The following is a 23560-nucleotide window of genomic DNA, read 5'->3' on the forward strand; positions in this document are numbered from 1 at the left end:
TTATTTCTTGTCGTCGTCCACGACTTCAGCATCCACTACATCGTCGTCGGCTTTCTTGCTTTCATTTCCTGCACTGGCACCTGCACCGGTATTGGCGTTGGCACCGGCAGCACCCTGGGCTGCACCCTGGTTCTGCTTATACAGTTCAGCACTCAGTTCATACAGAGGTTTCTGCAGGGCTTCGGTATCGGCTTTGATCTTGTCGGTATCGTCGCCTTTCATGGTTTCTTTCAAGGTGGCGATGGCGTCCTGGACCTTCTTGATCAGGTCGTCATGACCCTTGCCGCTCATGTCTTTGATGGTCTTTTCAGCTTGGTAGATCAGGGTATCGGCCTGGTTCTTGGCTTCTACCGCTTCCTTCCGCTTCTTGTCAGCGGCTTCGTTGGCCTGGGCTTCCTTGACCATCTTATCCACTTCTTCCTTGCTCAGGCTGCCGGAAGAAGTAATGGTGATCTTCTGTTCCTTACCAGTGCCCAGATCTTTGGCGCTGACGTTCACGATGCCGTTGGCATCGATGTCGAAAGCCACTTCGATCTGAGGGATTCCCCGAGGAGCAGCCGGGATGCCGGACAGTTCAAAACGACCCAGGGTCTTGTTATCCGCAGCCATTTCCCGTTCGCCCTGGAGGACATGGATATCCACAGAGGGCTGGTTGTCGGTAGCCGTGGAGAATACCTGTTTCTTAGAAGTCGGGATGGTGGTGTTCCGGTCAATGATCTTGGTCATCACACCGCCCATGGTTTCGATACCCAGGGACAGCGGCGTCACATCCAGCAGCAGGACGTCTTTCACATCCCCAGCCAGTACACCGGCCTGGATGGCAGCACCCATGGCCACACATTCATCCGGGTTCACCCCATGGGCCGGTTCCTGTCCCATGGTCCGTTTGATGGCTTCCTGCACCGCAGGGATACGGGAAGAACCGCCTACCAGCAGGACCTTGTTGATGTCTTTCGGGGTCATGTTGGCATCGCTCAGGGCCTTGTTGACGCAGACGATGGTCCGGTCTACCAGGTCGCTGGTCATTTCGTCGAATTTGGCCCGGGTCAGATCCAGGTCCATATGGAGCGGGCCGTTGGGGCCTGCAGAAATGAAGGGCAGGTTGATATTGGTGGTCAGCATATTGGACAGTTCGATCTTGGCTTTTTCAGCCGCTTCCCGGATCCGCTGCATGGCCATCTTGTCTCCGGTCAGGTCGATGCCGTTTTGTTTCTTGAACTCATCGCACATCCAGTCCATGATGCGCTTATCGAAGTCATCGCCGCCCAGATGGGTATCCCCATTGGTGGATTTCACTTCGAATACGCCGTCGCCCAGTTCCAGGATGGACACATCGAAGGTGCCGCCGCCCAGGTCATAGACCAGGATGGTATGGTCGTCGGATTTGTCGATGCCGTAAGCCAAAGCTGCAGCCGTCGGTTCATTGATGATCCGCTTTACATCCAGCCCGGCGATCCGGCCTGCATCCTTGGTGGCCTGCCGCTGGCTGTCGTTGAAGTAAGCCGGTACGGTGATGACAGCTTCGGTGACTTTTTCACCCAGATACCGTTCTGCATCGCCCTTCATCTTTTCCAGGATCATGGCAGAAATCTGTTCCGGCGTATAATCCTTGCCGTCAATGGTCACAGTGTATTTGGTGCCCATATGCCGTTTGATGGAGCTGATGGTCCGTTCCGGGTTGGATACAGCCTGGCGTTTGGCCAATTGGCCTACCAGTCTTTCCCCGTTTTTCGTAAAGCCCACCACGGAAGGAGTCAGCCGGCCGCCTTCCTGGGTGGTGATAACCGTAGGTTCGCCGCCTTCCATCACAGCGACTACGGAGTTGGTGGTCCCCAAGTCAATACCAATAATCTTAGACATAATGAATTCCTCCTGTCAAATCTGGAATTATCAATCGTTCAACACGTCGTTTTCAATCGTTACGGACAACCCGCACTTTGGAATGGCGGATCACGTCGTCACCGATCTTGTAGCCCTTTTCCAGGACCAAGTCGATGCTTTCATCCGGCAGATCCGGATTGCTGCCCTGCATGACGGCTTCGTGGATCTGGGGATCGAAGGGTTTGCCTTCCGCCGGTATCTCTTCGATATGCAGGGTCTGGAGTGCCTTTTCGAACTGCTTGTGGATCATCCCCATGCCTTTCTTCAGGGCGTCTCCGTCTTTGCTGGCTTCCAGGCTGGCTTCCGCCCGCTCGAAATTGTCCAGCACCTTCAAAAATTCCCGGGCTACCTGTCCGGTGACATACCGGCCCAGCCGTTCCCGTTCTTCATTGTTCCGTTTCCGGAAGTTGTCAAAATCGGCCTGCAGCCGCAGGAGCCTGTTCTGCAGTTCAGCGATTTGCTTTTCCTGCTGGGCGATTTTTTCGTCCCTGGGATTGGGTTCCGCTGCTTTTTCGTCTTTCACGTCAGCCGCTCCAGCTCCTGCCGTCTTGGCCTGTTCCGCGGTTTCTTCCGCCGCCGTCTGGGCCTGGGCCGTTTCTGCCTTCACGGTTTCCGGATTCTTCTGCTGCTCCTCTTTCATTGGTCCTCCCCTACTTTTCATCCATTTTATTCATGACCACCCGCAGGTAGTTGTGGAGGTAATCCATCACGGAAATCACCTTCCGGTATTCCATACGGGTCGGTCCCAGGACAGCCAGGGTCCCCACCACCTGTCCGTTGAGCCGGTAGATGGCCTGGATCATGCTGCAGTCCTGGATGCCGGAAAATTTGTTTTCACTGCCGATGGTCACCTTGAGACCGGAGTCTTTGTCGGCCATCAGCATATCCTTCAGCATCTGCTCTTCCTCCAGCACACTCAGCAGCTCTCGGATCCGTTCCGGATCCTTGAATTCCGGCTGGCTGAGCAGCTGTTTGGTACCGCCCAGGTACATCTTGTTCTCCTGCTGGCCGCTCCGCATCTGTCTGACCACTTGGATCAGAGAAGCATACAGGGCTTTGTCTCCAGCCAGAGCATCCCGGACGTCTTTCAGGATCTGGTCCGTGATATCGTCCAGTTTCATCCCATGGAGTTTGTTGGTGACCCGCTGGGCCAGGGTGTCCATTTCCAGGCGGCTCATGCCAGCCGGGATCTGGATCACACTGTTGTCCATCCGCCCATCATTGGCCACGATGCACAAGATGGCCTGGTGCTCGTTGAGAGGCAGGAAGCGCAAGTAGGAAAAGACGCTTTCACTGTCCTTGTTGGCCAGCACCACGGACACATTCTTGCTCATCCGTGACAGGATCTTAGCGGTGGACTGGAAGATATCGTCGATGCTGTGGACCCGTTCCCGGAACCAGCTGTTGATCAGCGCCACGTCATTGGGCGCCAAGGCATCCGGTTTGGCAAGGGAATCCACATAGTACCGATAGGCAGCCGCTGACGGGACACGTCCTGCCGAAGTGTGCGGCTGTTCCAGATAACCCAGCAGTTCCAAGTCGGACATCTCGTTCCGGATGGTTGCCGGGCTGATCCCCAGATTGTATTTCCTGGCGATGCTGCGAGATCCTACAGGCTCAGCCGTTTCAATATAATCTTCAATGATCAGTTGAAGGATTTTTTTCTTGCGGTCACTTAGCACTGTAATCATCTCTCTTCTTGATTGTTAGCACTCTAATGGTTGGAGTGCTAACATCTAAGTGTAAAGATACACCTCTTTAGTCAAATTGTCAATAGATTTGCAGAAAATATTTTTCTTTTTACAGAAATTCCTCAAAGGCCAGATTGCCGTACTGCATTCCCCGTTCCGTCAGATGGATCCGGTCTCCTTCCCGGGCGATCCAGCCCCTTTCAGCACAGGCAGCAAAAGCGTCTTTATATAATGGAAAGAAACTGCTGCCGGTGCGCTGGCGGAATTCAGCAAGGGAGAGTCCCTTGGCAGTGCGCAGGCTCATGAATACCAGCTCTTCCCGGCGAATCTCCGGAGACAGCTCCTCCTGTTCCGGGGCCTCTCCCCGGAGATAGGCCGTCAGGTTCCGGGGATTGGTTTCCCGGCTGATGCCGTCGAACCGGCAGGCTGCCGCCCCGAAGGCCAGATAAGGATCGTAATGCCAGTACACCTGGTTGTGCCGGGATGCCTGGCCGGGCCGGGCGAAGTTGGAGATCTCATACCGCTGGTAGCCGGCTTGGGGCAGGGCTTCCATAAGGAAATCATACATGGCTCCCGTCTCGTCTTCTGGGGGCAGGGCTGCTGTTCCCTCCCGGACCTGTTTGGCCAGGAGCGTCCCTTCCTCCACGGTGAGGCCATAGACGGACACATGGTCCACCCCAGTTTGCAGCAGCCGTTCCAGAGAATCCTGGACGCTTGCCGCCGTCTGGCCTGGATACCCGTAGATCAGATCCCCGCTGATCCGCTGGAATCCGGCTTCCCGAGCCAGGGCGATGGCCGCTTCCGCATCTTCTGCCGTATGGACCCGTCCCATGGATGCCAGTTCGGCCGGCTGGAAGGACTGGATGCCCAGGCTCAGCCGGTCGAAGCCCAGCTGCCGGTAAAATTGGAGCTTGTCCAAGTCCACCGTCCCCGGATTGGCCTCCAAGGTGGCTTCTGCTGGCTGCTGCCAAAATCCCCGCTCCTTCAGGGCCGTGACCACCGCCTCCATAGCATCCAGAGGCAGTACACTGGGAGTCCCTCCGCCGAAATACACCGTAGCATGGGGAGAAACCGGCAAAGCCGGCGTACAGGCGGAGATTTCCTCCGCCAAACGCCGGGCATAGTCGCTCATGATATGTTCATTGTAAATCTGATAGGAAGCGAAATCGCAGTAGGCACATTTATGGACACAGAATGGAATGTGGACATAGACCGCCTGATAAGATTCCCAGGGCTTTGCCATGCTGTTCCCCCCTGCCTTCACGCCATCCCGATGGTGGCTGCCGTATCCTTCAGGATCTGGGCGGAACGGGCCAGGGCTTTCTGTTCACCCTCGCTGAGGGAAATGGGGACGATCTTTTCAATGCCGTCTTTCCCTACGATGGCCGGCAGGCTCAAGGTCGCCCCTGTCAGTCCGAATTCCCCATTCAGATAGATGGAAACCGGCAGGATGCTTTTTTCATCCCGGACGATGGCACTGCAGATCCGCTGGACCCCCATGGCAATACCGTAATAGGTAGCCTTTTTCTTTTCGATGATTTCATAGGCGCTGTTCTTCACGCTGTCGGCGATCTGTTCCATGGCCTTTTCATGGTTATAGAATCCCCGCATCTCGCAGAAGTCGTGGATGGATACACCTCCTACGCTGGCGCTGCTCCACACCGGGATTTCGCTGTCCCCATGTTCTCCGATGATATAGGCTTCGATGTTCCGGTTGTCCACATCCAGATGCCGGCCCAAGAGGAATTTCAGCCGGGCAGTATCCAGCACGGTCCCGGACCCGAATACCCGATTCCGGGGCAGCCCGGACATCTTCTGGGCCACATGGGTGAGGATATCCACCGGATTGGCCACGATCAGTAGGATCCCTTCATAGTCCCTTTTGGCAATTTCCGGGATGATACTGCGCAGGATGCCTGCATTCTTTTTCACCAGATCCAGCCGTGTCTCTCCCGGTTTCTGGCCGGCTCCGGCAGTGACCACAATAATAGCCGCATCAGTTACGTCATCGTAACTGCCTGCATAGATATCCATGGGAGCGGCAAAAGTCATGCCATGGTTGATATCCATGGCCTCCCCTTCTGCCCGATTCCGGTCCACATCCACCAGGACCATTTCCGAAAACAGCCCGTGCTGCATCAGGGTGTAAGCGGTAGCGGCACCAACCATGCCGCAGCCGACAATGGCGACTTTTCTGCTGTTGATCATCGATTTGGACTCCTTTCTGTCTGGTCCCTGAAATTCCCAGGAAACCGATATGTATATATTTTAAATACATTTCTATTATAACAGAAAAAAAGAAAATGCGAAACCTAGAGCTGCGCCAGCAGCACTGCCACGAACACCAGCACGCAGCCGATGATTTCCCGGAAGTCCATCACTTCCCCCAGGAACAGCCAGCCGGAGAGCACAGCGAACACGGATTCCAGGCTCATGATCAAGGTAGCAGTAGTGGGTTCGGTGTATTTCTGGCCGATGATCTGGAGGGTATAGGCCACCCCGCTGGAGAGCACCGAAGTGTATAGCAGAGGCCACCGGCCCCCCCACAGGGCACTGCCCAAGCCTCCTGCCGGCACCCTTTCCCACACTAGGGCCCCCAGGGCGGACAAAAGGCAGGTCATGGCGAACTGGATCCAGGCCACCCGTACCCCGCTGGCCCCTTTCCGGAGGAAATGGTCCACAAAAAGGATGTGGAGGGCGAAGAACACCGCACAGCAGAACACCAGGAAATCCCCGAAAGAAACGGTAAAGTCCCCCTTCACGCACAGCAGATAGAACCCCACCAGGGACATGGGCACGCACAGAAGCAGGATCTTCCGCACTGTCCGCCCCAAAAAGCGTCCCAGGATGGGCACCAGGATGATGTACAGGGCCGTGACGAAGCCGGCCTTCCCGGCGGTGGTCATGGAAAGCCCCACCTGCTGGAGGTTGCTGGCGATCCCCATGATCAGTCCGCAGCAAAGGCCTCCTTTCACCGTTACCCCATCCGGCTTCAGCCGCTGCCACAGATTGCCCCGGTGTTTTCCCCCAAAAGCCAGTACCACCGGCACCAGGACTCCAGTGGCCAAAAGGTTCCGGGCGGCGTTGAAGGTAAAAGGCCCCACATAGTCCATGCCCACGCTCTGGGCCACAAAAGCGCTGCCCCAGATCAAAGCCGTAAGCAGCAGCATCAGATTTCCTTTCACTTGCTCCATAGTATTCCCCTTTTCGTCAGTCATAGGAAAAGGATACCATAAAAAGGGGCTGTTGCCTAGGCAACAGCCCCCTTCTCCTTATTTAATGAACCGAACGTGGGGAATGATTTCCTCGTACACTTCTTCAGCCCGTTTCTTATAGGTCTTCTTGTTTTCTTCGAACAGGTTGCCGCCTTTGGTATCAACAGCCACGATCAGGGGCCCCAGTTCTTCCACTTCACTGGTCCACAGGGTTTCCGGCATCCCCAGATCTTTCCACTGGGCATCGATGATCTTCTTGAAATGGACAGCGGAGACCACGGCACAGCCGGCGGGGAACACACAGAAGATGGTCTTGTACTTCTGGCAGGCATCCATGGTATCCTGGCCCATGCCCCCTTTGCCTACGATCAGCTTCACGCCGGTCTGGGGAATGAAATCCTTTTCGAATTTTTCCATCCGCATGGAAGTGGTAGGTCCAATGGAAACCATTTCATAGGCATTTTCCTGGCCTTCGATGGGACGGACGATAGGGCCAGCATGGAAAATGGCGCCCCCTTCCAGGTCCACCGGCAGCTTCCGGCCTTCTTCGATGAGACGGCGGTGAGCCACATCCCGGCAGGTGGTGATTTTGCCGGTCAGATAGACGATATCTCCGATTTTCAGGTTCTCGATATCTTCGGATTTAATGGGTGTATGCAGCACGACTTTGTTAGCCATTATAATTCAGCCCCCTTATGAGAAGTGATGGTGTAATGCAGGTCTTTGTCGAAAATGATGTGGCCCCGGCGATGGTTCCAGCATCCGATGTTCACAGCCACCCCGATGGCAGACGGATGACGGGCGGTGTTTTCGATGTGGACGCCCAGGACGGAAGCACTGCCGGTCATACCCTGAGGCCCCAGGCCCATCTTATTGATGCCTTCTTCCAGGAGTTTTTCCATTTCTGCAGCCCGGGGATTGGGGTTGTGGGATCCCAGAGGACGCATCAGGGCTTTTTTAGAAAGGAGAGCGGCAGTTTCCACAGAAGTGGCCACCCCGACCCCTACCAGGAAAGGCGGGCAGGCATTGGGTCCGTAGGTATACATACGTTCCAGGACGAACTTGGTGACTCCTTCATACCCTTCACCGGGCATCAGTACCATGGCATGGCCCGGCAGGGTGCAGCCGCCCCCAGCCATATAGGTGTCGATTTCGCAGGTATCGGAATCCGGGACGATTTCCCAGAACACGGTGGGAGTCCCCTTCCCTACGTTCTTGCCAGTGTTGTATTCATCGAAGGTCTCCACGCTGTTGTGGCGCAGGGGGGTGGCGAAGGTGGCCTGGACGGTGGCTTCCTTCAGCAGGCCTTCCAGTTCCCCAATCAGCGGGAAGTTGGTGCCGCATTTCACGAAATACTGGAGCACTCCCGTATCCTGGCAGGACGGACGGTTCAGTTCCTTAGCCAGCTTCTGGTTCTTGGCGTAGGTTTCGTACAGCAGCTTGGCAATGGGCACCGTTTCCTTTTCGGCCAATTCCTTCAGTTTGGCGGCCACATCATCGGGCAGTACTTTGGCCGTATAGCCGACGAACTTGGCCATGATGTCGGTCATCTGTTTGACTTGGGCTTCTTTAGACATTTGCAGTTCCTCCTTATACTTGAACACACAGGTTGTTTTCTATTCATCGATTCCGGTTCCATCAGGGATAGAAGGGGAACAGGATGGGCAGCAGGATCAGGGAGACGATGTAGCCAATAATCACCATGGGCAGTCCGGCTTTCACGTAATCGTTGAAATTGTAGCCCCCGGGAGCGAATACCATCATATTGGCCGGCATCCCGATGGGAGTGGCGAAAGCCAGAGAAGCTCCGATGACCGTTGCGACGATCACCGCTTTGGGGTCCGCCCCCATGGCTTCGGAAATGTTCACGCTGATGGGGATCAAAAGGGCCGCCGTGCCGAAGTTGCTCATGAAGTTGGTCATCACGCAGCTGAGCAGCAGGATCACTGCCAAAAGCAGCAGCGGGGAAGCATTGGATCCCAACAGGCTGATCACCGTATCGGCCACGGCCTTGCCGGCGCCGGTCTTGGCCAGGGCTTTGGCCAGAGCCAGGGTGCCGCCGTACACGAACAGGGTCTGGAGGTCGATGGACTGGTAAGCCTGCTTTTCACTGATGACGCCCAGGGTCACCAGCACCAGAGCTCCGATGCAGCCGGACAGGTAGAATTTGATGCCGATCTGTTTTTCGAAGATCATGGCGATGATGGTGAGGACCATGACGATCAGGGAAACTTTCTGTTTCCAGGGAGCCACCTGGGAGAAATCCGGAGCTTTGTCGTAGATGCTCTCCCCGGTCTTGCCCTGGTGGTCCGGCAGGAACCGGTAGCCCACGGTGGCAAAGAACAGGGTGCCAATCAGCAGGATGGGCAGTCCCACATAGCCGTATTCAAAGAATCCGATATCCTGGCCCACCGCTTCCAGGGCGCTTTTCCCTAACAGGTTCCCAGGAGCCCCGATGATGGACAGGTTGCCGCCCATAGCCGCTGCGAAGATGAGCGGCAGCAGGAGCCGGGACCGGGCAAAACCGGATTTGGAAGCGATGCCGATGACTACAGGGATCAGGATGGCGGCGGTGCCCGTATTGGACAGGAAACCGCTCATGATGCCGGTGACCAGCATGACGGAAACGATCAGCTGCCGTTCAGTCTTGGCAAACCGGGTCACGATGCCCCCTACCTTGTTGGCCATGCCCGTTTCAAAAAAGGCACCGCCGATGACGAACATAGCCACGAACAGGATCAGGTTGTTGTCCACGAACCCAGCAAAGGCATCCTTGGGGCTCAGGACCCCAGTGAGGACCAGCACCATCAGGGCAATCATGGACGTAACCGCCAGGGGCAGCTTTTCGGTGACAAACAGGATGATGACAAGGACCAGTAACGTTAAAGTTATGGCAATGGGTGACATTATGGTTTCTCCTCCTTTGTTCTCCATCAATCCTGCGCGCTGGATTTAATTTTGATATTTGATAATGTATCCATTTCTTGATGATACTATACCCCCATTGGCAGAAAGAGTCAATGGGGATTTGGAATTATCTGATTTTTGGCTACAAGTTGGATAGAATATCATAAATACAAATTAGTTGCTGCCGAAGCAACAGCTAATTTTTGGGTCTCGAGTCTCGAGCTATGAGTCTCGAGACTCGAGACCGAGCCGCTGTGCGGCTCTACTGCTAAGGGCGGGGGCGCTCACGCACCCCCGCCCTTTTCCACCTGTTCCCGATAGTTGGTGAGGATGTTCTCCATGCTCCGTTTCATGTGTTCATCCATGAGTTTCCGGGCCTGTTCCGGGTCGTGGTCCCGGAGGGCTTCCATCAGCTGCTCGTGTTCAAAGAAGGAAATCTTGGCATAGTCGGTTTCCGTCACCAGGAACCCTAAGGAAAGGCCGTTCCACAGGCTTGCCAGGATCTGGGTCAGCTTGGGATTGTCCGCCGCCTCCCACAGGGCCATGTGGAAACTCTCGTTATAATGCTTATAATCCCCATACCGGTGTTCTTCCATACATTTGACCATACCGGCATAGACCCGTTCCACTTCTTTGAGGTCGCTGCCAGGCCGGGCAGCCAGGGCTGCTGCTTCTCCCTCCAGCAGTTCCCGGACGGCAAAATGGTCCCGGATGGATTTTTCATCGATGCCCAGTACCACGGCTCCCTTGTTGGGACGCAGCCGGACCAGCCCCTGGCTGGCCAGCAGCTGCAGAGCTTCCCGCACCGGGGTGGCAGAGACTCCCATATGCCGGGCTGTCTCTTCCAAAGTCAGGATACTCCCTTCCGGGATCTCCCGACGAAGAATGGCCTTCCGCAGATAGGAGGCCACCTGTTCCCGGGCCGGCAGGAGATGGATCTTCCCCACCTGTTTTGCGGAGATTTCCGTTTCCACCCGGGGATAGTCCGGAGAAGGCTTGCCGGAACCGGCCCGGGAAGAGGTTTTCCCCGTCAGTGCCGCTTCTCCAGCCATCTCCTTCCGATTCTCCAAAAGCTCCCGGGCGTGGGAGGAAACCACCATATGCCGGTTGCTGAGCCGAGTCACCAGTCCTTCCAGCTGCAGGCTCTGGAGGGCCTCCCGGATGGGCATCCGGGATACGCCGTAGGTTTTGGCCAGCTCCACCTGTTTCAGTTCCGTACCCGCTTCCAGATCACCGGAGGCCATCCGTCCCCGAAGGGACTGGCAGATCAGTTCTTGGGTGGATTTCTGCAGGGTCACCATGGGACCAGCTCCTTTCCCTCCATCATTTGTCATCCATTTTCAAGATGGCCATAAAGGCTTCCTGGGGCAGTTCCACGCTTCCCACCTGCTTCATGCGCTTTTTCCCGGCCTTCTGCTTTTCCAGCAGCTTCCTTTTCCGGGTGATATCTCCCCCATAGCACTTGGCCAGCACATCCTTCCGCAGGGCACTGACATTTTCCCGAGCGATGATCTTGCTGCCGATGGCTGCCTGGATGGGAATCTCAAAGAGCTGACGGGGAATCAATTTCCGCAGCTTTTCCACCAGGGCACGGCCCCAGTACTGGGCCCGGTCCCGATGGACGATGGCACTGAGGGCATCCACCGGATCTCCGTTCAAAAGGATATCTACTTTCACCATATCGGAAGCCCGGTAGCCGCTGAGTTCATAGTCCAAGGACGCATACCCTCGGGAAACACTTTTCAGCCGGTCGAAGTAATCGAAGATGATTTCCGACAAAGGCAGGGCATAGTGGATCATCACTCGGTTTTCGTCCAGGTAGGTCATATTCTGGTACTCTCCCCGTTTTTCCTGGGACAGTTCCATGATGGACCCTACGAAATCCTTGGGCACGATGATGGTGGCATTCACGAAAGGTTCTTCCACATGCTCGATTACCGTGGGATTGGGGAACTGGGAAGGATTGTCCACCATTTCGATTTCCCCATTGGTCTTCACCACTTCATAGATGACGTTGGGAGCAGTGGTGATCAGGGTCAGGTTGTATTCCCGTTCCAGCCGTTCCTTGATCACGTCCATATGGAGCAGCCCCAAAAAGCCGCAGCGGAATCCGAAGCCCAGGGCGGTGGAAGTTTCCGGTTCAAAGGTCAGGGAAGCGTCGTTGAGCTGGAGTTTTTCCAGGGCATCCCGGAGATTGTCATAATCAGAATTTTCCACAGGGTACAGGCCGCAGTACACCATGGGGGTGGCTTTCCGATAGCCAGGGAGAGGTTCCTTGGCCGGACGATTGTTGTCGGTGATGGTGTCCCCCACCCGAGCATCCTTCACGGTCTTGATGGAAGCAGCCAAAAAGCCCACCTGTCCTTCTCCCAATTCCGGTACATTGACCATGGCCGGTTTAAAGACCCCCACTTCCGTCACTTCATAGACTTTGCCGGTGGCCATGAGCCGGATGGACATGCCTTTCTTCAGGCAGCCATTCACCACCCGCACATACAGCATGACCCCTTTGTAGGCATCGAATTTGGAATCGAAGATCAGGGCCTGGAGAGGTGCTGCCGGATCCCCTTTGGGCGGAGGCACCCGTTTCACCACCGCTTCCAGCACCTGGTCCACCCCCAGGCCGGTCTTGGCACTGCAGAGCACACAGTCACTTTTGTCGATGCCCAGCACATCTTCGATTTCCTTTTCTACCAGGGGCACATCGGCACTGGGCAGATCGATCTTGTTGATCACCGGAATGATCTCCAGGTCATGGTCCATGGCCAGATACACATTGGCCAAAGTCTGGGCCTCGATGCCCTGGGTGGCGTCGATGACCAGGAGGGCCCCTTCACAGGCTGCCAAGGCCCGGGAGACTTCATAGGAGAAGTCCACATGCCCCGGGGTATCGATCAGGTTCAGGATATAGTCATTCCCGTCCTTGGCCTTGTAGTCCAGCTGGACGGCCTGATCCTTGATGGTGATGCCCCGTTCCCGTTCCAGGCTCATGGAGTCCAGGATCTGGTCCTCCATTTCCCGTTTGGACAGGGTCCCGGTCATTTCAATGAGCCGGTCGGCCAGGGTGGATTTCCCGTGGTCGATATGGGCGATGATGGAAAAATTACGGATATGATCACGTTTTGCCATGGGTTCTCTCACTTTCTATGATTCACCTGCAGTGCAGGCTGGAATTTCAATATTTTATTATATCATGCTTTTTGATGGATTGTCGAAACTCCTTTTCCATACAACAAAAAAGGCCGGCAACCAATGTTGTCAGCCTTCCTGCTGTTCAGCCTTATTTTACTGCATTGACTTTCTTAGCTAAACGGGATTTTTTGCGAGCTGCGGCTTTTTTGTTCACCGTGCCCTTCCGAGCAGCTTTATCTAATAAGCTCGCTGCTACTTTCAAAGTGGCCTGGGCCTCTTCTTTGGATCCTGCAGCAGCAAAAGCTTCAACCTTGCGTGCGGTGCTGCGGATTTCAGCTTTCACCGGGCCATTGGCAGCGCGCCGTTCGGCATCAGTCTTGACACTACGAATGGAAGACTTAATATTCGGCATGTTCTCACCTCCACCAATAAGCTTTACCAAAATATAATATCATGGATGGACCCTTTGTGCAAGGGATTTTTCCATTTATTTCTTTTCCCGGGTTCCCTCTCCTTCCTGGGCCAGCAAAAGTCCCTGGGCCATCCGGGCATCTTCCTTCAGCTGTTCCTGGAGCTTTTCCAGGGAAGAGAACTTCTGTTCTCCCCGCAGCCGCATCAGCAGCTGCACCCGGAGCTCTTTTCCATACAGATTGTCATGGTAATGGAAGAGATGGGCCTCCAGCCGGGTTTCCTGATTGGCAAAGGTGGGATTATCCCCCACATTCACCATGGCCCCGTACCAGGCAGCATCCACCAGCACCCTGCCTGCATAGACCCCGAAGGCTGGGATGGCGAAATGCTGTCCCAGGAGCCGGAGATTGGCGGTGGGGAAACCCAGCAGCCGTCCCCGCTGATCCCCCGGCACCACTTGGCCCCGGATCTCATAGGGACGGCCCAGCATCGCAGCAGCCAGTTCCACCCGTCCGGCCGCGATGGCTTTCCGGATGTTGGTGCTGCTCACCACCAGCCCGTCTTTTTTCAAGAGAGGACGGGACAGGATGGTGAGGCCGAAACGGGTATGCTCCGTTTTCAGGAGCCGTACATTGCCCTTTCCCCCTGCGCCAAAGCTGAAGTTGTCCCCGATTCCCACGGCCCGGACCCCGCAGCGGACCAACATTTCCAGGAAAGCATCGGCGCTCATGGCCGCCAATTCCCGGGTAAAGGGGATGTTCACCAGGATGTCCACCCCCAGTTCCACCATCAGCTTCACTTTGGTAGCGTTGTCCAAGAGCCGGGGCGGTTCCAGTTCCGGCTTCAGGCTGGCCAGGGGATGGGTGCTGAAGGTAAAGACCATCAGCTGCAGGTTGTGCTGCCGGGCGTAGGTCCGGGTGGTCCCGATGACTTCCTGGTGTCCCAAATGGACCCCGTCAAAGGTCCCCAGGGCTGCTGCAGAAGGCAGGAGATGGGCATTATGCAGTTCGTCCAGTGATGTGATCAGTTTCATGGTTCCTTCCCTGTCCTATCCTCCACTTCCGGGATATGGATGATCTTGTGGGCCCGGAGACGCCCGTCCACTGCCCGGGCCAGCCCCACCAGGAGCCCTTCTCGGGTCCAGAGCTGGTAAAGGATCCCTTCCTGGATCCCTGGCAGGGTGGTAGCTACCCCCTGGGCGATCCGCCGTCCTTGGAGGCTGTTCACTGTAAGCCTGGGAAAAGCCGCCAGGATGGGTTCGATGCCCTCACAGCAGCTGGCAGGATCCGCTGCGATTTCCTGGAGAGTATGGGCGTCTTCCAGCCGGAACACCCCAGCTTTCCGCCGGAGCAGGAAACTCATGGTCCCTGCCATCCCCAGTTTGGCTGCCAGGTCCTCGCACAGGGTCCGGATGAAGGTACCCTTGGAACAGGTCACGTCGAACACCAGGGTCTTTCCGGTATAGTCCACCAGCTCCAATGCATAGAGGGTGATGGGCCGGGGTTCCCTCTTGACTTCGATGCCCTGCCGGGCCAATTTGTACAGCTTGGTCCCTTTCACGCTGATGGCAGAGTACATGGGCGGGATCTGGGTCCCCTCTCCCCGGAAGGAAGCCAGGGTCCCTTCGATTTCCTTCTCAGTCAGATGCCTCACCGGACTCTGGGCAATGACCTGCCCTTCCGTATCTCCGGTATCCGTCCGGATCCCGAAAGTCAATTCGGCCCGATAGCTCTTTTCCTCATGGGCTGCATACTCCAGGAAACGGGTGGCGGTGCCGGTAAAGACCGGCAGCACACCGGCAGCCAGGGGATCCAATGTCCCCCCGTGGCCGATTTTCTTCATATTGAGGATTTTCCGCAGGGCCCCTACCACATCATGGCTGGTCATGCCCGGTGGTTTGAGTACGTTGAAAATCCCATCCATCACAATGCCTCCAGTGCCTTTTCCAGGGCCTCCAAGAGAGCCTTCTTAGCCTCTTCCAAAGGCAGGCCGATGGTACAGCCCGCTGCCTTGGGATGGCCTCCTCCGTTGAAGGCCACGGCCACTTTGCTCACATCCACCTGTTTGGAGCGCATGCTCACCCGGGTGGATTTGGGTTCCACCTGCTTGAAGAGCACGGCCACATCCACCCCGGCAATGTAGCGGGGATGATAGATGAAGCTTTCCGTGGAAATGGTCTTGTCATAAAGGGCAAAAGGCACTTCCAGGGTAGCGATCCTGCCCCCTGCATAAAAGTGCAGGCTGGGCAGCACCTTGGCCAAAAGCTCCACCGAGTTCCGGGCCTTCAGCTCCAGCTGGTCGGAGATCTCATCCGGCCGGACGCCCCGTTCCAAAAGGTCCGCCGCCACCCGCATGCACCGAGGGGTGGTGTTGGCGTACTTGAAATAGCCGCAGTCGGTGACGATGGCCGTATACAGGTCCGTGGCCAGTTCCTGGTCCACGGGCACCCTGTTGGCTTCCAGCATCAGGTACATGATTTCCCCGGTGGCCGCTGCCTTTTCATCCAGCAGCAGATAATCCGCATACCGGGTGTTGGACACATGGTGGTCGATGTTCAGGATGGGCGCGGATAGGCATTTCTCTGCCTCCCCCATCCGGTCTTTGGAAGACGCATCCACCACCACCGTCAAATCGCAGGGGATCTTTTCCCCCGCTTTGGGCTGTTCATAGGCTTCCAGCCCCGGGAGGAACTGGTACACGGCCGGCAGGATGTCATCCACCAGCAGCCGCACCCGTTTTCCGGCCAGCTTCAAGGCACGGGCCAGACCCAGGGTGGACCCCAGGGTATCCCCGTCCGGACCCACATGGCTCACCAATACCAGGCTCTGGGCCCCCATGAGCAGCTGCCATGCCTCTCTCAGGTCCACCTCTTTACTCATGGTTCTCTTCTTTCTTCAGTTCATGGAGGATGGATTCGATATGGGCGCTGTATTCCATGGACGTATCCTTGTGGAAGCTGAGCACCGGAGCCACCCGCAGCTCGATGCGCCGGGCGATTTCCCGCCGGAAGAAGCCCAGGGCGGACTGGAGGCCCTTCCAAGCCTCCGCCTGCTGTTCTTCACTGCCATAGAGACTCACATAGATTTTGGCATAGCTCAGGTCGTTGCTGACTTCCACACCGGTAACGGTCACAAACTTCACCCGGGGATCCTTCACATCCCGGATCAGCATGTTGCTCATTTCCTGCTTGATCAGCGCCTGCAGTTTTTCCGCACGAAGTTTCGACATAGTATCTCCTTATTCTGCGGCCACTTCTTCCATCACGTAGACTTCCAGCTGGTCGCCTTCCTTGATGTCCCGGTAGTCGGCCAGGGTCAGCCCGCATTCGAAGTTGGCTGCCACTTCCTTCACATCGTCCTTGAACCGGCGCAGGGAATCCAGTTCCCCTTCGTGGATCACGATGCCGTCCCGGACCAGCCGCACCTTGGCGGACCGGGTGATCTTTCCGTCTTTCACATAGGCCCCGGCAATGAGGATCTTGTTGATGGGGATCACTTTCCGGATCTCCACATGGCCGATGATCTTTTCCTTGAACTTGGGGGCCAGCATCCCTTTGATGGCGGCTTCCACATCGTTCAGGGCATCGTAGATAACCCGGTAGGTCCGGATATCCACTTTTTCCGCTTCGGCGGTCTTCCGGGCATTGGCATCCGGACGGACGTTGAAGCCGATGATCAGGGCGTTGGCTGCGGAAGCCAGCATCACGTCGGATTCATTGATGGCGCCCACGCCGGAATGGACGATGACCACTTTCACCTCATCGTTCTTGATCTTGGTGAGGGCCTGTTCCAGGGCCTGGATGGTGCCCTGCACATCGGCTTTCACCACGATGTTCAGATCCTTCAGTTCCCCTTCTTGGATCCGGTTGAAGATATCGTCCAGGGAAACCTTGGCCTTCTTCTGTTCTTCCATCTTCTGCTTGGCCAGGCGTTTTTCCGCCACGGACCGGGCTACATGTTCTTCGCAGGCATCCAGGATATCCCCGGCTTCCGGCACGTCGTTGAGCCCAAGGACTTCTACAGGAGTGGAAGGCAGGGCCTTTTTCACCTTTTCGCCCCGGTCATTGACCATGGCCCGGACTTTGCCGTAGCAGGTGCCGGCCAGGATGGAATCCCCGATATGCAGGGTGCCCCGGTCGATGAGTACAGAAGCTACAGGGCCTCTGCCCTTATCCAGCTTGGCTTCGATGATGGTGCCGTGGGCCGGCAGGTTGGGGTTGGCTTTCAGTTCCAACATATCCGCCACCAGAAGAATCATTTCCAAGAGGTCGGAAATGCCGGTCTTCTGCCGAGCAGATACCGGGACCATGATGGTTTCGCCGCCCCAGGCTTCCGGGATCAGTCCGTGTTCCGACAGCTGCTGCATGACGAAATCCGGATTGGCCCCTTCCTTGTCAATCTTGTTGATGGCCACGATGATGGGGACCTTGGCCGCTTTGGCATGGTTGATGGCTTCGATGGTCTGGGGCATCACCCCGTCATCAGCGGCCACCACCAACACGGCGATATCCGTCACCTGGGCCCCCCGGGCACGCATGGCCGTAAAGGCTTCGTGGCCCGGCGTATCCAAGAACACAATGGGCTTGCCCTGGCAGACGACCCGGTAGGCCCCGATGTGCTGGGTGATCCCGCCGGCTTCCCGGGCGGTCACATTGGTCTTCCGGATGGCATCCAGGAGAGAGGTCTTGCCGTGGTCCACGTGGCCCATGACCGTCACCACAGGGGGACGGGGCACCCGCAGGGCTGGGTCATCCTCCACTTCCGGCACTTCCGTAGGATCTGCTTCAGGGGGCGGTTCTTTGATTTCGCAGTTGAAATCCATGCCCACCAGTTCCGCGGTCTCATGGTCGATTTCCTGGTTGATGGTGACCATCTTGCCCAGCATGAACAATTTCTTGATCACTTCATTCACGTCCCGGCACAGGAGCTTGGCAAAATCCTTGACACTGATGCTCTCGCCCACTTCGATGCTGGAAGGACGCACCGTTTCCACCTTCTTGGCCGGAGCGGTATGGGTATTGGTGTTGTTGTTCCGATGTTTGTGATTCTTCATCATATGATCTGCACTGCGGGTAGGACGGTCCTCCCGGGTAGCGTAAGAGCCCTTGATCTTCTCCCGTTTTTCCTGATGGTTATGGCCGCCGCTGCGTTTGCCCATTTCTTTGCCGGCATGGGCGCTGTTCATGTTCACAGGGGCTGCTGGTTTGGTACCCCTTCCGTTCTGGGGTTTGTTCCGGTTATTGCCGCTGCGGTCGTTGTGGCTGAACCGGTTCCCGCCATTTCCGTTCCGGCTGTTCTGGCCGTTCTGGGGACGGTCGCCCCGCCGGCCGCCATCCCGGTTCTGGTTCTGGCTGTTCTGGGGACGGTCGCCCCGCCGGCCATTGTCCCGGTTCTGGCCGTTCCGTTCCCGGTTCCGGTCATTGTTCCGATCATTGCTCCGCAGCTCTCCCCGGCTGTCGCCCCGCCGGTCATTCCGGTTTTCCTGGGCCGTCCGTTCCCCGCTGCGGGCCTGTTCCTTCTGCTGGGCATGATGGGCCTGGATGGCCGCTTTGCCCACCGCCACGTCACTCTTCACCTGGGCCACTTTTTCCATGACAGGCTTCACCACTTGGGCCGCTTTATCCTGGGCCTTCTGGGCAGCCGCCTTCACCGTCCCCTGGTTGTTCTTCAGCCCCTTCACGATCATATCCCGCACGCTGGTCTCCACCGTGCTCATATGATTCTTCACGTTGATCTTATGGTCAGCCAGAAAGCCCAGGACTTTCTTGTTGTCCAGATTCAGTTCTTTGGCAATTTCATAGATTCTATATTTTGTCATCCGCACACCTCCATAGTTACAAGCCCATCATCTTTCGAAAATTGTCGTCCAGGAGAATGACAGCAGCCCGGGGAGCTTTCCCGAGGGCGGCCCCCATCCGTGCCCGGTCCAACCGTTTTCCGTAAGGGACCTGGTTGGCGTCGCACCAGCGCTGGATCTTTTCCACCGTGCGCTGGGAGGCATCTGCGGCAATCAGCACATAGCGGGCACGCCCTTTTTTCAGCGTGTCCCATATGCCCTGATCGCCGGATGCCACTTTTCCGGCTCTCTGTGCCAGGCCCAGGGCGAAGCAGAGTTCCTCATCGGTTTTCATGAGACAGCTCCGCCAGCAATGCTTCCTTGGTTTCCGGAGGAACCTTCACCTGCAGGGCTTTTTCCAGGCTTTTGCTCTGGAAAGCCTTTTCGATGCAGGCAGGGTTGGGACACACATAGGCGCCCCGGCCCGGTTTCTTGCCGGAACGGTCCAGGCTCACTTCCCCTTCCGGGGAACGGACGATCCGGACCATTTCTTTCTTATTGTGGGTCTCCCCGCAGCCGATGCAGGTGCGCTGGGGGATTTTCTTCACTTTCATGCGTCCTCACCACTTTCCTCAGGAGCCTCCTGGGCTTCCTGGGCCTGGGCCGCTTCTGCTTCTACTTCTGCTGCCGCAGCCTGGCTTTCGCTCTTGATGTCGATCTTCCAGCCGGTGAGTTTGGCAGCCAGGCGGGCATTCTGCCCTTCCTTGCCAATGGCCAGGGACAGCTGGTAATCAGGCACCACCACCCGGCAGATCTTTTCTTCTTTGCTGGCCCGGGCGGAGACCACTTTGGAAGGAGACAGTGCGTTAGCCACGTACTCTTCCGGGTCCTCGCTGTATTTCACGATGTCGATCTTTTCGCCCCGGAGTTCATCCACGATGGCCCGGACCCGCATGCCCTTTGGGCCCACACAGGCCCCCACCGGATCCACACTGGGATTGGTGCTGTGGACAGCGATCTTGCTGCGCATCCCCGGTTCCCGGGCCACACTGTCGATGACCACGGTGCCGTCCTGGATTTCAGAGACTTCCAGTTCGAACAGCCGTTTCAAGAGGCCGGGATGGGTCCGGGACAGGATGATCTGGGGCCCCTTGGTGGTCTTTTTCACTTCCACCACATAGCACTTCAGGCGCTGATGGTAATCATACGTCTCATGAGGGATCTGTTCATTGGGCAGCAGCAGGCCTTCTGCCGTCCCCAGGTCGATGAACACGTTGTGTCCTTCGATCCGCTGGACAGTCCCGGTGACGATGTCATTTTCCCGGTCGGAATACCGTTCATACACCATGCCCCGTTCTGCCTCCCGGATCCGCTGGACAATCACCTGCTTGGCATTCTGGGCAGCGATCCGGCCAAAGTTCTTGGGGGTCACTTCCGTTTCCAGGATATCCCCGGCCTGATAATGGGCATTGAGCTTCTGGGCGTCTGCCAGGCTGATTTCCGTCGTCGGATCCGTGACTTCTTCTACAATGTTCTTCCGGGCATAGACATGGATCTCCCCGGTCTCTTTATGCATGGAAACCCGCACATTCTGGGCAGAGCCGTAATTCTTTTTATAGGCGGTGATCAGGGCTTCCTCCACTGCACTGTACAGTACATCCGGAGAAATCCCCTTCTCCTTGGCCAAGAGCGCAATGGCTTTCACGAAATCCGCATTCACTTCAAAACTCCTCCTTAATATAATTATAAATTAAAAATCGATATGGGGCCGGACAGAAGCAATGAGCTTCCGTTCAATGGTCCGTTCCTGCTGCTTGCCATCTTCCACCACCAGATGGTCTGCATCATGGCTCTTCAGCACGGCGGTCAGCTGCTTTTTCCCTTCATAGGGGGCGAAAAAGGCCAGATCCACCTTGGTTCCATAGTGGGCCGCCAGGTCCTTATCTTTTTTCAGGGGCCGGTCGATGCCGGGAGACGAAACTTCCAAATAATACTTTTCTTTAATGAAGTCTTCCTCATCCAGCTTTTTGGCCAGGGCATTGCTCACCGCCGAGCAGTCATCGATATCGATGCCGCCCTCCTTGTCGATGAACACCCGCAGGAACCAATCCCGTTCCCGCACATACTCCACATCCACCAGTTCAAGGCCGGCTGTTTCCACAATGGGAGACACCAATTCCGTCACTCGCTCCGTGATTTTCTTTTTGTCCATTCAGACACCTCTGCTTCTTCCTTCCTAGTAAACGAAAGAGCGGGTATAAAATACCCACTCTCTAAGGTCTGCCTCAGTTTTCTAAGTCATTATAACACTGCCGGAAGAAAATGGCAACCTAAAGCCTTTCCTCTTCTAAACAGGGAGTTATACAACTAACAAGCCAAATGTGGTATAATATCCTGTAACTTATGTTCTCAATCTCTATTTTTATCTATTATAGGAGCTGACGTGATGACAAGCAACAAAAACAAGAACTGGAGGATGCCCTTCGGTTCCCCTTCCCCCCACAAACGCAAGAAACTGGGCGGGACGATTTTTTCAGCGATCATGGCCCTGATCCTGGTAGGTTTCCTGTCGGTTGCCGCCTTCTTCGCCGTGGCCAAATTCACCACAGCCAAGATCCTCACCAAGGACATGGCCCCCATGGCTTCTTCTCAGTTTTTTGATGCCAAGGGCAATCTGATCACCACCGTAGATTCTGAGGAAGACCGGATCCCGGTGACCATCGACAAGGTGCCCAAGAACCTGCAGCACGCTTTCCTGGCAGCGGAAGACATCCGTTTCTATGAACACGGCGGCATCGATTTCCGGGGCATCGGCCGTGCCATCTACACCTACATCCGGTGGGGCGAGGTCCAGGGCGGCAGCACCATTACCCAGCAGCTGGCCAAGAACTACTTCCTGACCCAGGAACAGACCCTGAGCCGGAAGCTCCATGAAGCCTTCATCGCTCTCCAAATCGAGCAGAAATACACCAAGAAGGAAATCCTGGAAATGTACATGAACCAGATCTACTTCGGCCAGGGTGCTTATGGGGTGGAAACCGCCTCCAACACCTATTTCGGCAAACATGTGGAAGATCTGGACCTGGCCCAGAGTGCCATGATTGCCGGGATCCCCAAGAGCCCCAACTACTATTCCCCCCTGTCCAATCCCAAAGCCGCCAAGGCCCGGCAGAAGACAGTGCTGGAACAGATGACCAAATACGGGTTCATCACCAAGGAACAGGCGGATGAAGCCTATGCGGAACCCCTGACCTACAAGAGCCTCAATGAATCCCCGGGCTCCAAGAAATATTTCATCGATTACTGCATCCAGCTGCTGGTGGATAAATTCGGTCCTGATGCCGTATACAAACAGGGGCTGAAGGTCTACACCACCCTGGATCCGGATATGCAGAAAGCCGCTGAAAAAGCGGCGGCCCTGACGCCTACATATTATACGGACAGCAGCAAGCTGAAACAGCCCCAGAGCGCTATTGTAGCCGTAGATCCCAAGACCGGCTACATCAAGGCCATGATCGGAGGCCGGGGCACGGACCAGTTCAACCGTGCCGTGATGGCGGAACGGCAGCCTGGTTCTTCCTTTAAGCCTTTCGTTTACATGAACGCCCTGGAACAGGGTGCCACTCCCAGCGATACCGTCCAGGACTCCCCCATCCCGGGAGACTGGAACCCCCAGAACTATGACCGGAGCTTCCATGGCACCGTGTCCTACCGGACGGCACTCACCTATTCCTACAACGTGCCTGCCGTCAAGGTGGCCATGAAGTACGGAACGGAAAAGACCCTGAAACTGGCCAAACGGCTGGGGATCACCACCCTGGTGGATGATGACGACAACGCAGCCATGGCCCTAGGGGGCCTGACCCACGGGGTGACGCCTCTGGAAATGGCCGGTGCCTATGCGGGCATCGCCAATATGGGGAAATTCAACAAACCCACTCCCATTGTGAAGATCCTGGACCGGAACGGCAAAGTGCTCTATGAACACAAAACCAATCCCACCCAGGCTGTGAAACCGGAAACCGCCTACATGATGATTTCCATGATGGAAGACGTTATGACCCGGGGTACTGGCCGGGGGGCCGCCATCAACCGTCCCTGCGCCGGGAAATCCGGGACCACTGACACTTACCATGATGCCTGGTTCGTGGGCTTTACGCCCAACCTGGCCTGTGCCGTATGGATCGGGGATGACAACAACGAATCCCTGGGCGGCATGACAGGTGGCGGTGAGCCGGCCACTCTGTGGCGGACCTTCATGAGCGGTGCCTTGGACGGCATCCCTGCAGAAGACTTCGAAAAGCCGGACGGCTTCAAGATGCCTGCACCGAAATATGAAGCCCCCAAAGCCCAGCCTAAGAAAGACACCGCCAAGAAACAAGATACCAAGAAACAGAACTCCAAGAAAGAGGACTCCCTGCCAGGCGGCGGGAACGTCCCTCAGCCGCCTCGGTCAGGAAAGAGCTCCACGCCCCCGCCGGTACGGCCGCCGAAACAGTGAGTATAGAAGAAAAAAATCCCTGCCGCAGTTGCGGCGGGGAGATTGTT

At 56.3% G+C, this 23560-nt stretch carries 22 protein-coding genes and 1 pseudogene; 1 reads left to right on the plus strand and 22 read right to left on the minus strand.

Going from position 1 to position 23560, the window contains the following annotated elements; translation table 11 throughout:
• The 22 genes and pseudogenes from dnaK to BQ2657_RS11520 form a co-directional block, all read right to left on the minus strand.
• Positions 1–1860 (minus strand): molecular chaperone DnaK, encoded by a 1860-nt coding sequence (dnaK, locus tag BQ2657_RS11420; RefSeq protein ID WP_075580718.1) that lies wholly within the window; start codon positions 1858–1860, stop codon positions 1–3.
• Between the two features lie 52 nt (positions 1861–1912).
• Entirely contained in the window at positions 1913–2521 is a 609-nt protein-coding gene (gene grpE, locus BQ2657_RS11425) for a nucleotide exchange factor GrpE (protein WP_075580719.1), read from the minus strand.
• Positions 2522–2531: 10 nt separating this feature from the next.
• Positions 2532–3572: a heat-inducible transcriptional repressor HrcA gene (gene hrcA / locus BQ2657_RS11430; RefSeq protein ID WP_075580720.1), complete on the minus strand. Its 1041-nt coding sequence runs from the start codon at positions 3570–3572 to the stop codon at positions 2532–2534.
• Between the two features lie 109 nt (positions 3573–3681).
• Positions 3682–4815, minus strand: coding sequence for a radical SAM family heme chaperone HemW (gene hemW, locus BQ2657_RS11435; RefSeq protein ID WP_075580721.1), 1134 nt, complete (start codon positions 4813–4815; stop codon positions 3682–3684).
• Between the two features lie 17 nt (positions 4816–4832).
• Entirely contained in the window at positions 4833–5780 is a 948-nt protein-coding gene (locus tag BQ2657_RS11440; RefSeq protein ID WP_075580722.1) for an L-lactate dehydrogenase, read from the minus strand.
• Positions 5781–5884: 104 nt separating this feature from the next.
• Positions 5885–6790, minus strand: a complete 906-nt coding sequence (locus tag BQ2657_RS11445; RefSeq protein WP_232709082.1) for a DMT family transporter — start codon at positions 6788–6790, stop codon at positions 5885–5887.
• 54 nt (positions 6791–6844) lie between these two features.
• Complete coding sequence (gene ttdB, locus BQ2657_RS11450; RefSeq protein ID WP_075580724.1) at positions 6845–7465, minus strand: L(+)-tartrate dehydratase subunit beta; 621 nt, start codon at positions 7463–7465, stop codon at positions 6845–6847.
• Positions 7465–8364, minus strand: coding sequence for a L(+)-tartrate dehydratase subunit alpha (gene ttdA / locus BQ2657_RS11455; protein ID WP_075580725.1), 900 nt, complete (start codon positions 8362–8364; stop codon positions 7465–7467). Before ttdA ends, ttdB begins: the two co-directional genes overlap by 1 nt.
• Positions 8365–8425: 61 nt before the next feature.
• Positions 8426–9694, minus strand: a complete 1269-nt coding sequence (locus BQ2657_RS11460) for an SLC13 family permease (protein WP_075580726.1) — start codon at positions 9692–9694, stop codon at positions 8426–8428.
• A gap of 284 nt (positions 9695–9978) precedes the next feature.
• On the minus strand, positions 9979–10656 hold the full coding sequence (locus tag BQ2657_RS13800; RefSeq protein ID WP_367620927.1) for a GntR family transcriptional regulator: 678 nt from the start codon (positions 10654–10656) through the stop codon (positions 9979–9981).
• Between the two features lie 153 nt (positions 10657–10809).
• Positions 10810–11028 (minus strand): annotated as a pseudogene (locus tag BQ2657_RS13805) (GntR family transcriptional regulator); the annotation flags it as partial.
• Complete coding sequence (gene lepA / locus BQ2657_RS11470) at positions 11018–12823, minus strand: translation elongation factor 4 (protein ID WP_075580728.1); 1806 nt, start codon at positions 12821–12823, stop codon at positions 11018–11020. The pseudogene BQ2657_RS13805 and the gene lepA, both read right to left, overlap by 11 nt.
• Before the next feature lie 151 nt (positions 12824–12974).
• Positions 12975–13238: a 30S ribosomal protein S20 gene (rpsT, locus tag BQ2657_RS11475; RefSeq protein ID WP_012938698.1), complete on the minus strand. Its 264-nt coding sequence runs from the start codon at positions 13236–13238 to the stop codon at positions 12975–12977.
• Positions 13239–13313: 75 nt separating this feature from the next.
• The gene (locus BQ2657_RS11480; RefSeq protein ID WP_075580729.1) at positions 13314–14270 is read right to left on the minus strand and encodes a bifunctional riboflavin kinase/FAD synthetase; all 957 of its coding nucleotides are present in this window, start codon (positions 14268–14270) and stop codon (positions 13314–13316) included.
• Positions 14267–15160 carry a tRNA pseudouridine(55) synthase TruB gene (truB, locus tag BQ2657_RS11485; protein ID WP_075580730.1) on the minus strand — a complete coding sequence of 298 codons (894 nt, stop codon included), beginning with the start codon at positions 15158–15160 and terminating at the stop codon, positions 14267–14269. Before truB ends, BQ2657_RS11480 begins: the two co-directional genes overlap by 4 nt.
• Positions 15160–16116, minus strand: a complete 957-nt coding sequence (locus BQ2657_RS11490) for a DHH family phosphoesterase (RefSeq protein WP_075580731.1) — start codon at positions 16114–16116, stop codon at positions 15160–15162. The genes truB and BQ2657_RS11490 overlap by 1 nt, the downstream gene beginning before the upstream one ends.
• The gene (gene rbfA / locus BQ2657_RS11495) at positions 16109–16465 is read right to left on the minus strand and encodes a 30S ribosome-binding factor RbfA (protein WP_075580732.1); all 357 of its coding nucleotides are present in this window, start codon (positions 16463–16465) and stop codon (positions 16109–16111) included. Before rbfA ends, BQ2657_RS11490 begins: the two co-directional genes overlap by 8 nt.
• A 9-nt stretch (positions 16466–16474) precedes the next feature.
• The gene (gene infB, locus BQ2657_RS11500; RefSeq protein ID WP_075580733.1) at positions 16475–19054 is read right to left on the minus strand and encodes a translation initiation factor IF-2; all 2580 of its coding nucleotides are present in this window, start codon (positions 19052–19054) and stop codon (positions 16475–16477) included.
• A 16-nt stretch (positions 19055–19070) separates the two neighbouring features.
• Positions 19071–19367 (minus strand): L7Ae/L30e/S12e/Gadd45 family ribosomal protein, encoded by a 297-nt coding sequence (locus BQ2657_RS11505; RefSeq protein WP_075580734.1) that lies wholly within the window; start codon positions 19365–19367, stop codon positions 19071–19073.
• Positions 19354–19626: an RNase P modulator RnpM gene (gene rnpM, locus BQ2657_RS11510; RefSeq protein WP_075580735.1), complete on the minus strand. Its 273-nt coding sequence runs from the start codon at positions 19624–19626 to the stop codon at positions 19354–19356. The genes BQ2657_RS11505 and rnpM overlap by 14 nt, the downstream gene beginning before the upstream one ends.
• Positions 19623–20732 carry a transcription termination factor NusA gene (nusA, locus tag BQ2657_RS11515; protein WP_075580736.1) on the minus strand — a complete coding sequence of 370 codons (1110 nt, stop codon included), beginning with the start codon at positions 20730–20732 and terminating at the stop codon, positions 19623–19625. Before nusA ends, rnpM begins: the two co-directional genes overlap by 4 nt.
• 30 nt (positions 20733–20762) lie before the next feature.
• A complete protein-coding gene (locus BQ2657_RS11520; protein WP_075580737.1) occupies positions 20763–21224 on the minus strand; it encodes a ribosome maturation factor RimP in 462 nt (153 codons plus the stop codon).
• 234 nt (positions 21225–21458) lie between these two features.
• Between BQ2657_RS11520 and BQ2657_RS11525 the strand changes: the two genes are divergently transcribed.
• Entirely contained in the window at positions 21459–23513 is a 2055-nt protein-coding gene (locus BQ2657_RS11525; RefSeq protein WP_075580738.1) for a transglycosylase domain-containing protein, read from the plus strand.
• Positions 23514–23560 lie beyond the last annotated feature (47 nt).

The sequence above is a fragment of the Acidaminococcus massiliensis genome (assembly GCF_900095825.1).
In the GTDB taxonomy this organism is placed as follows: Bacteria; Bacillota; Negativicutes; order Acidaminococcales; family Acidaminococcaceae; genus Acidaminococcus; species Acidaminococcus massiliensis.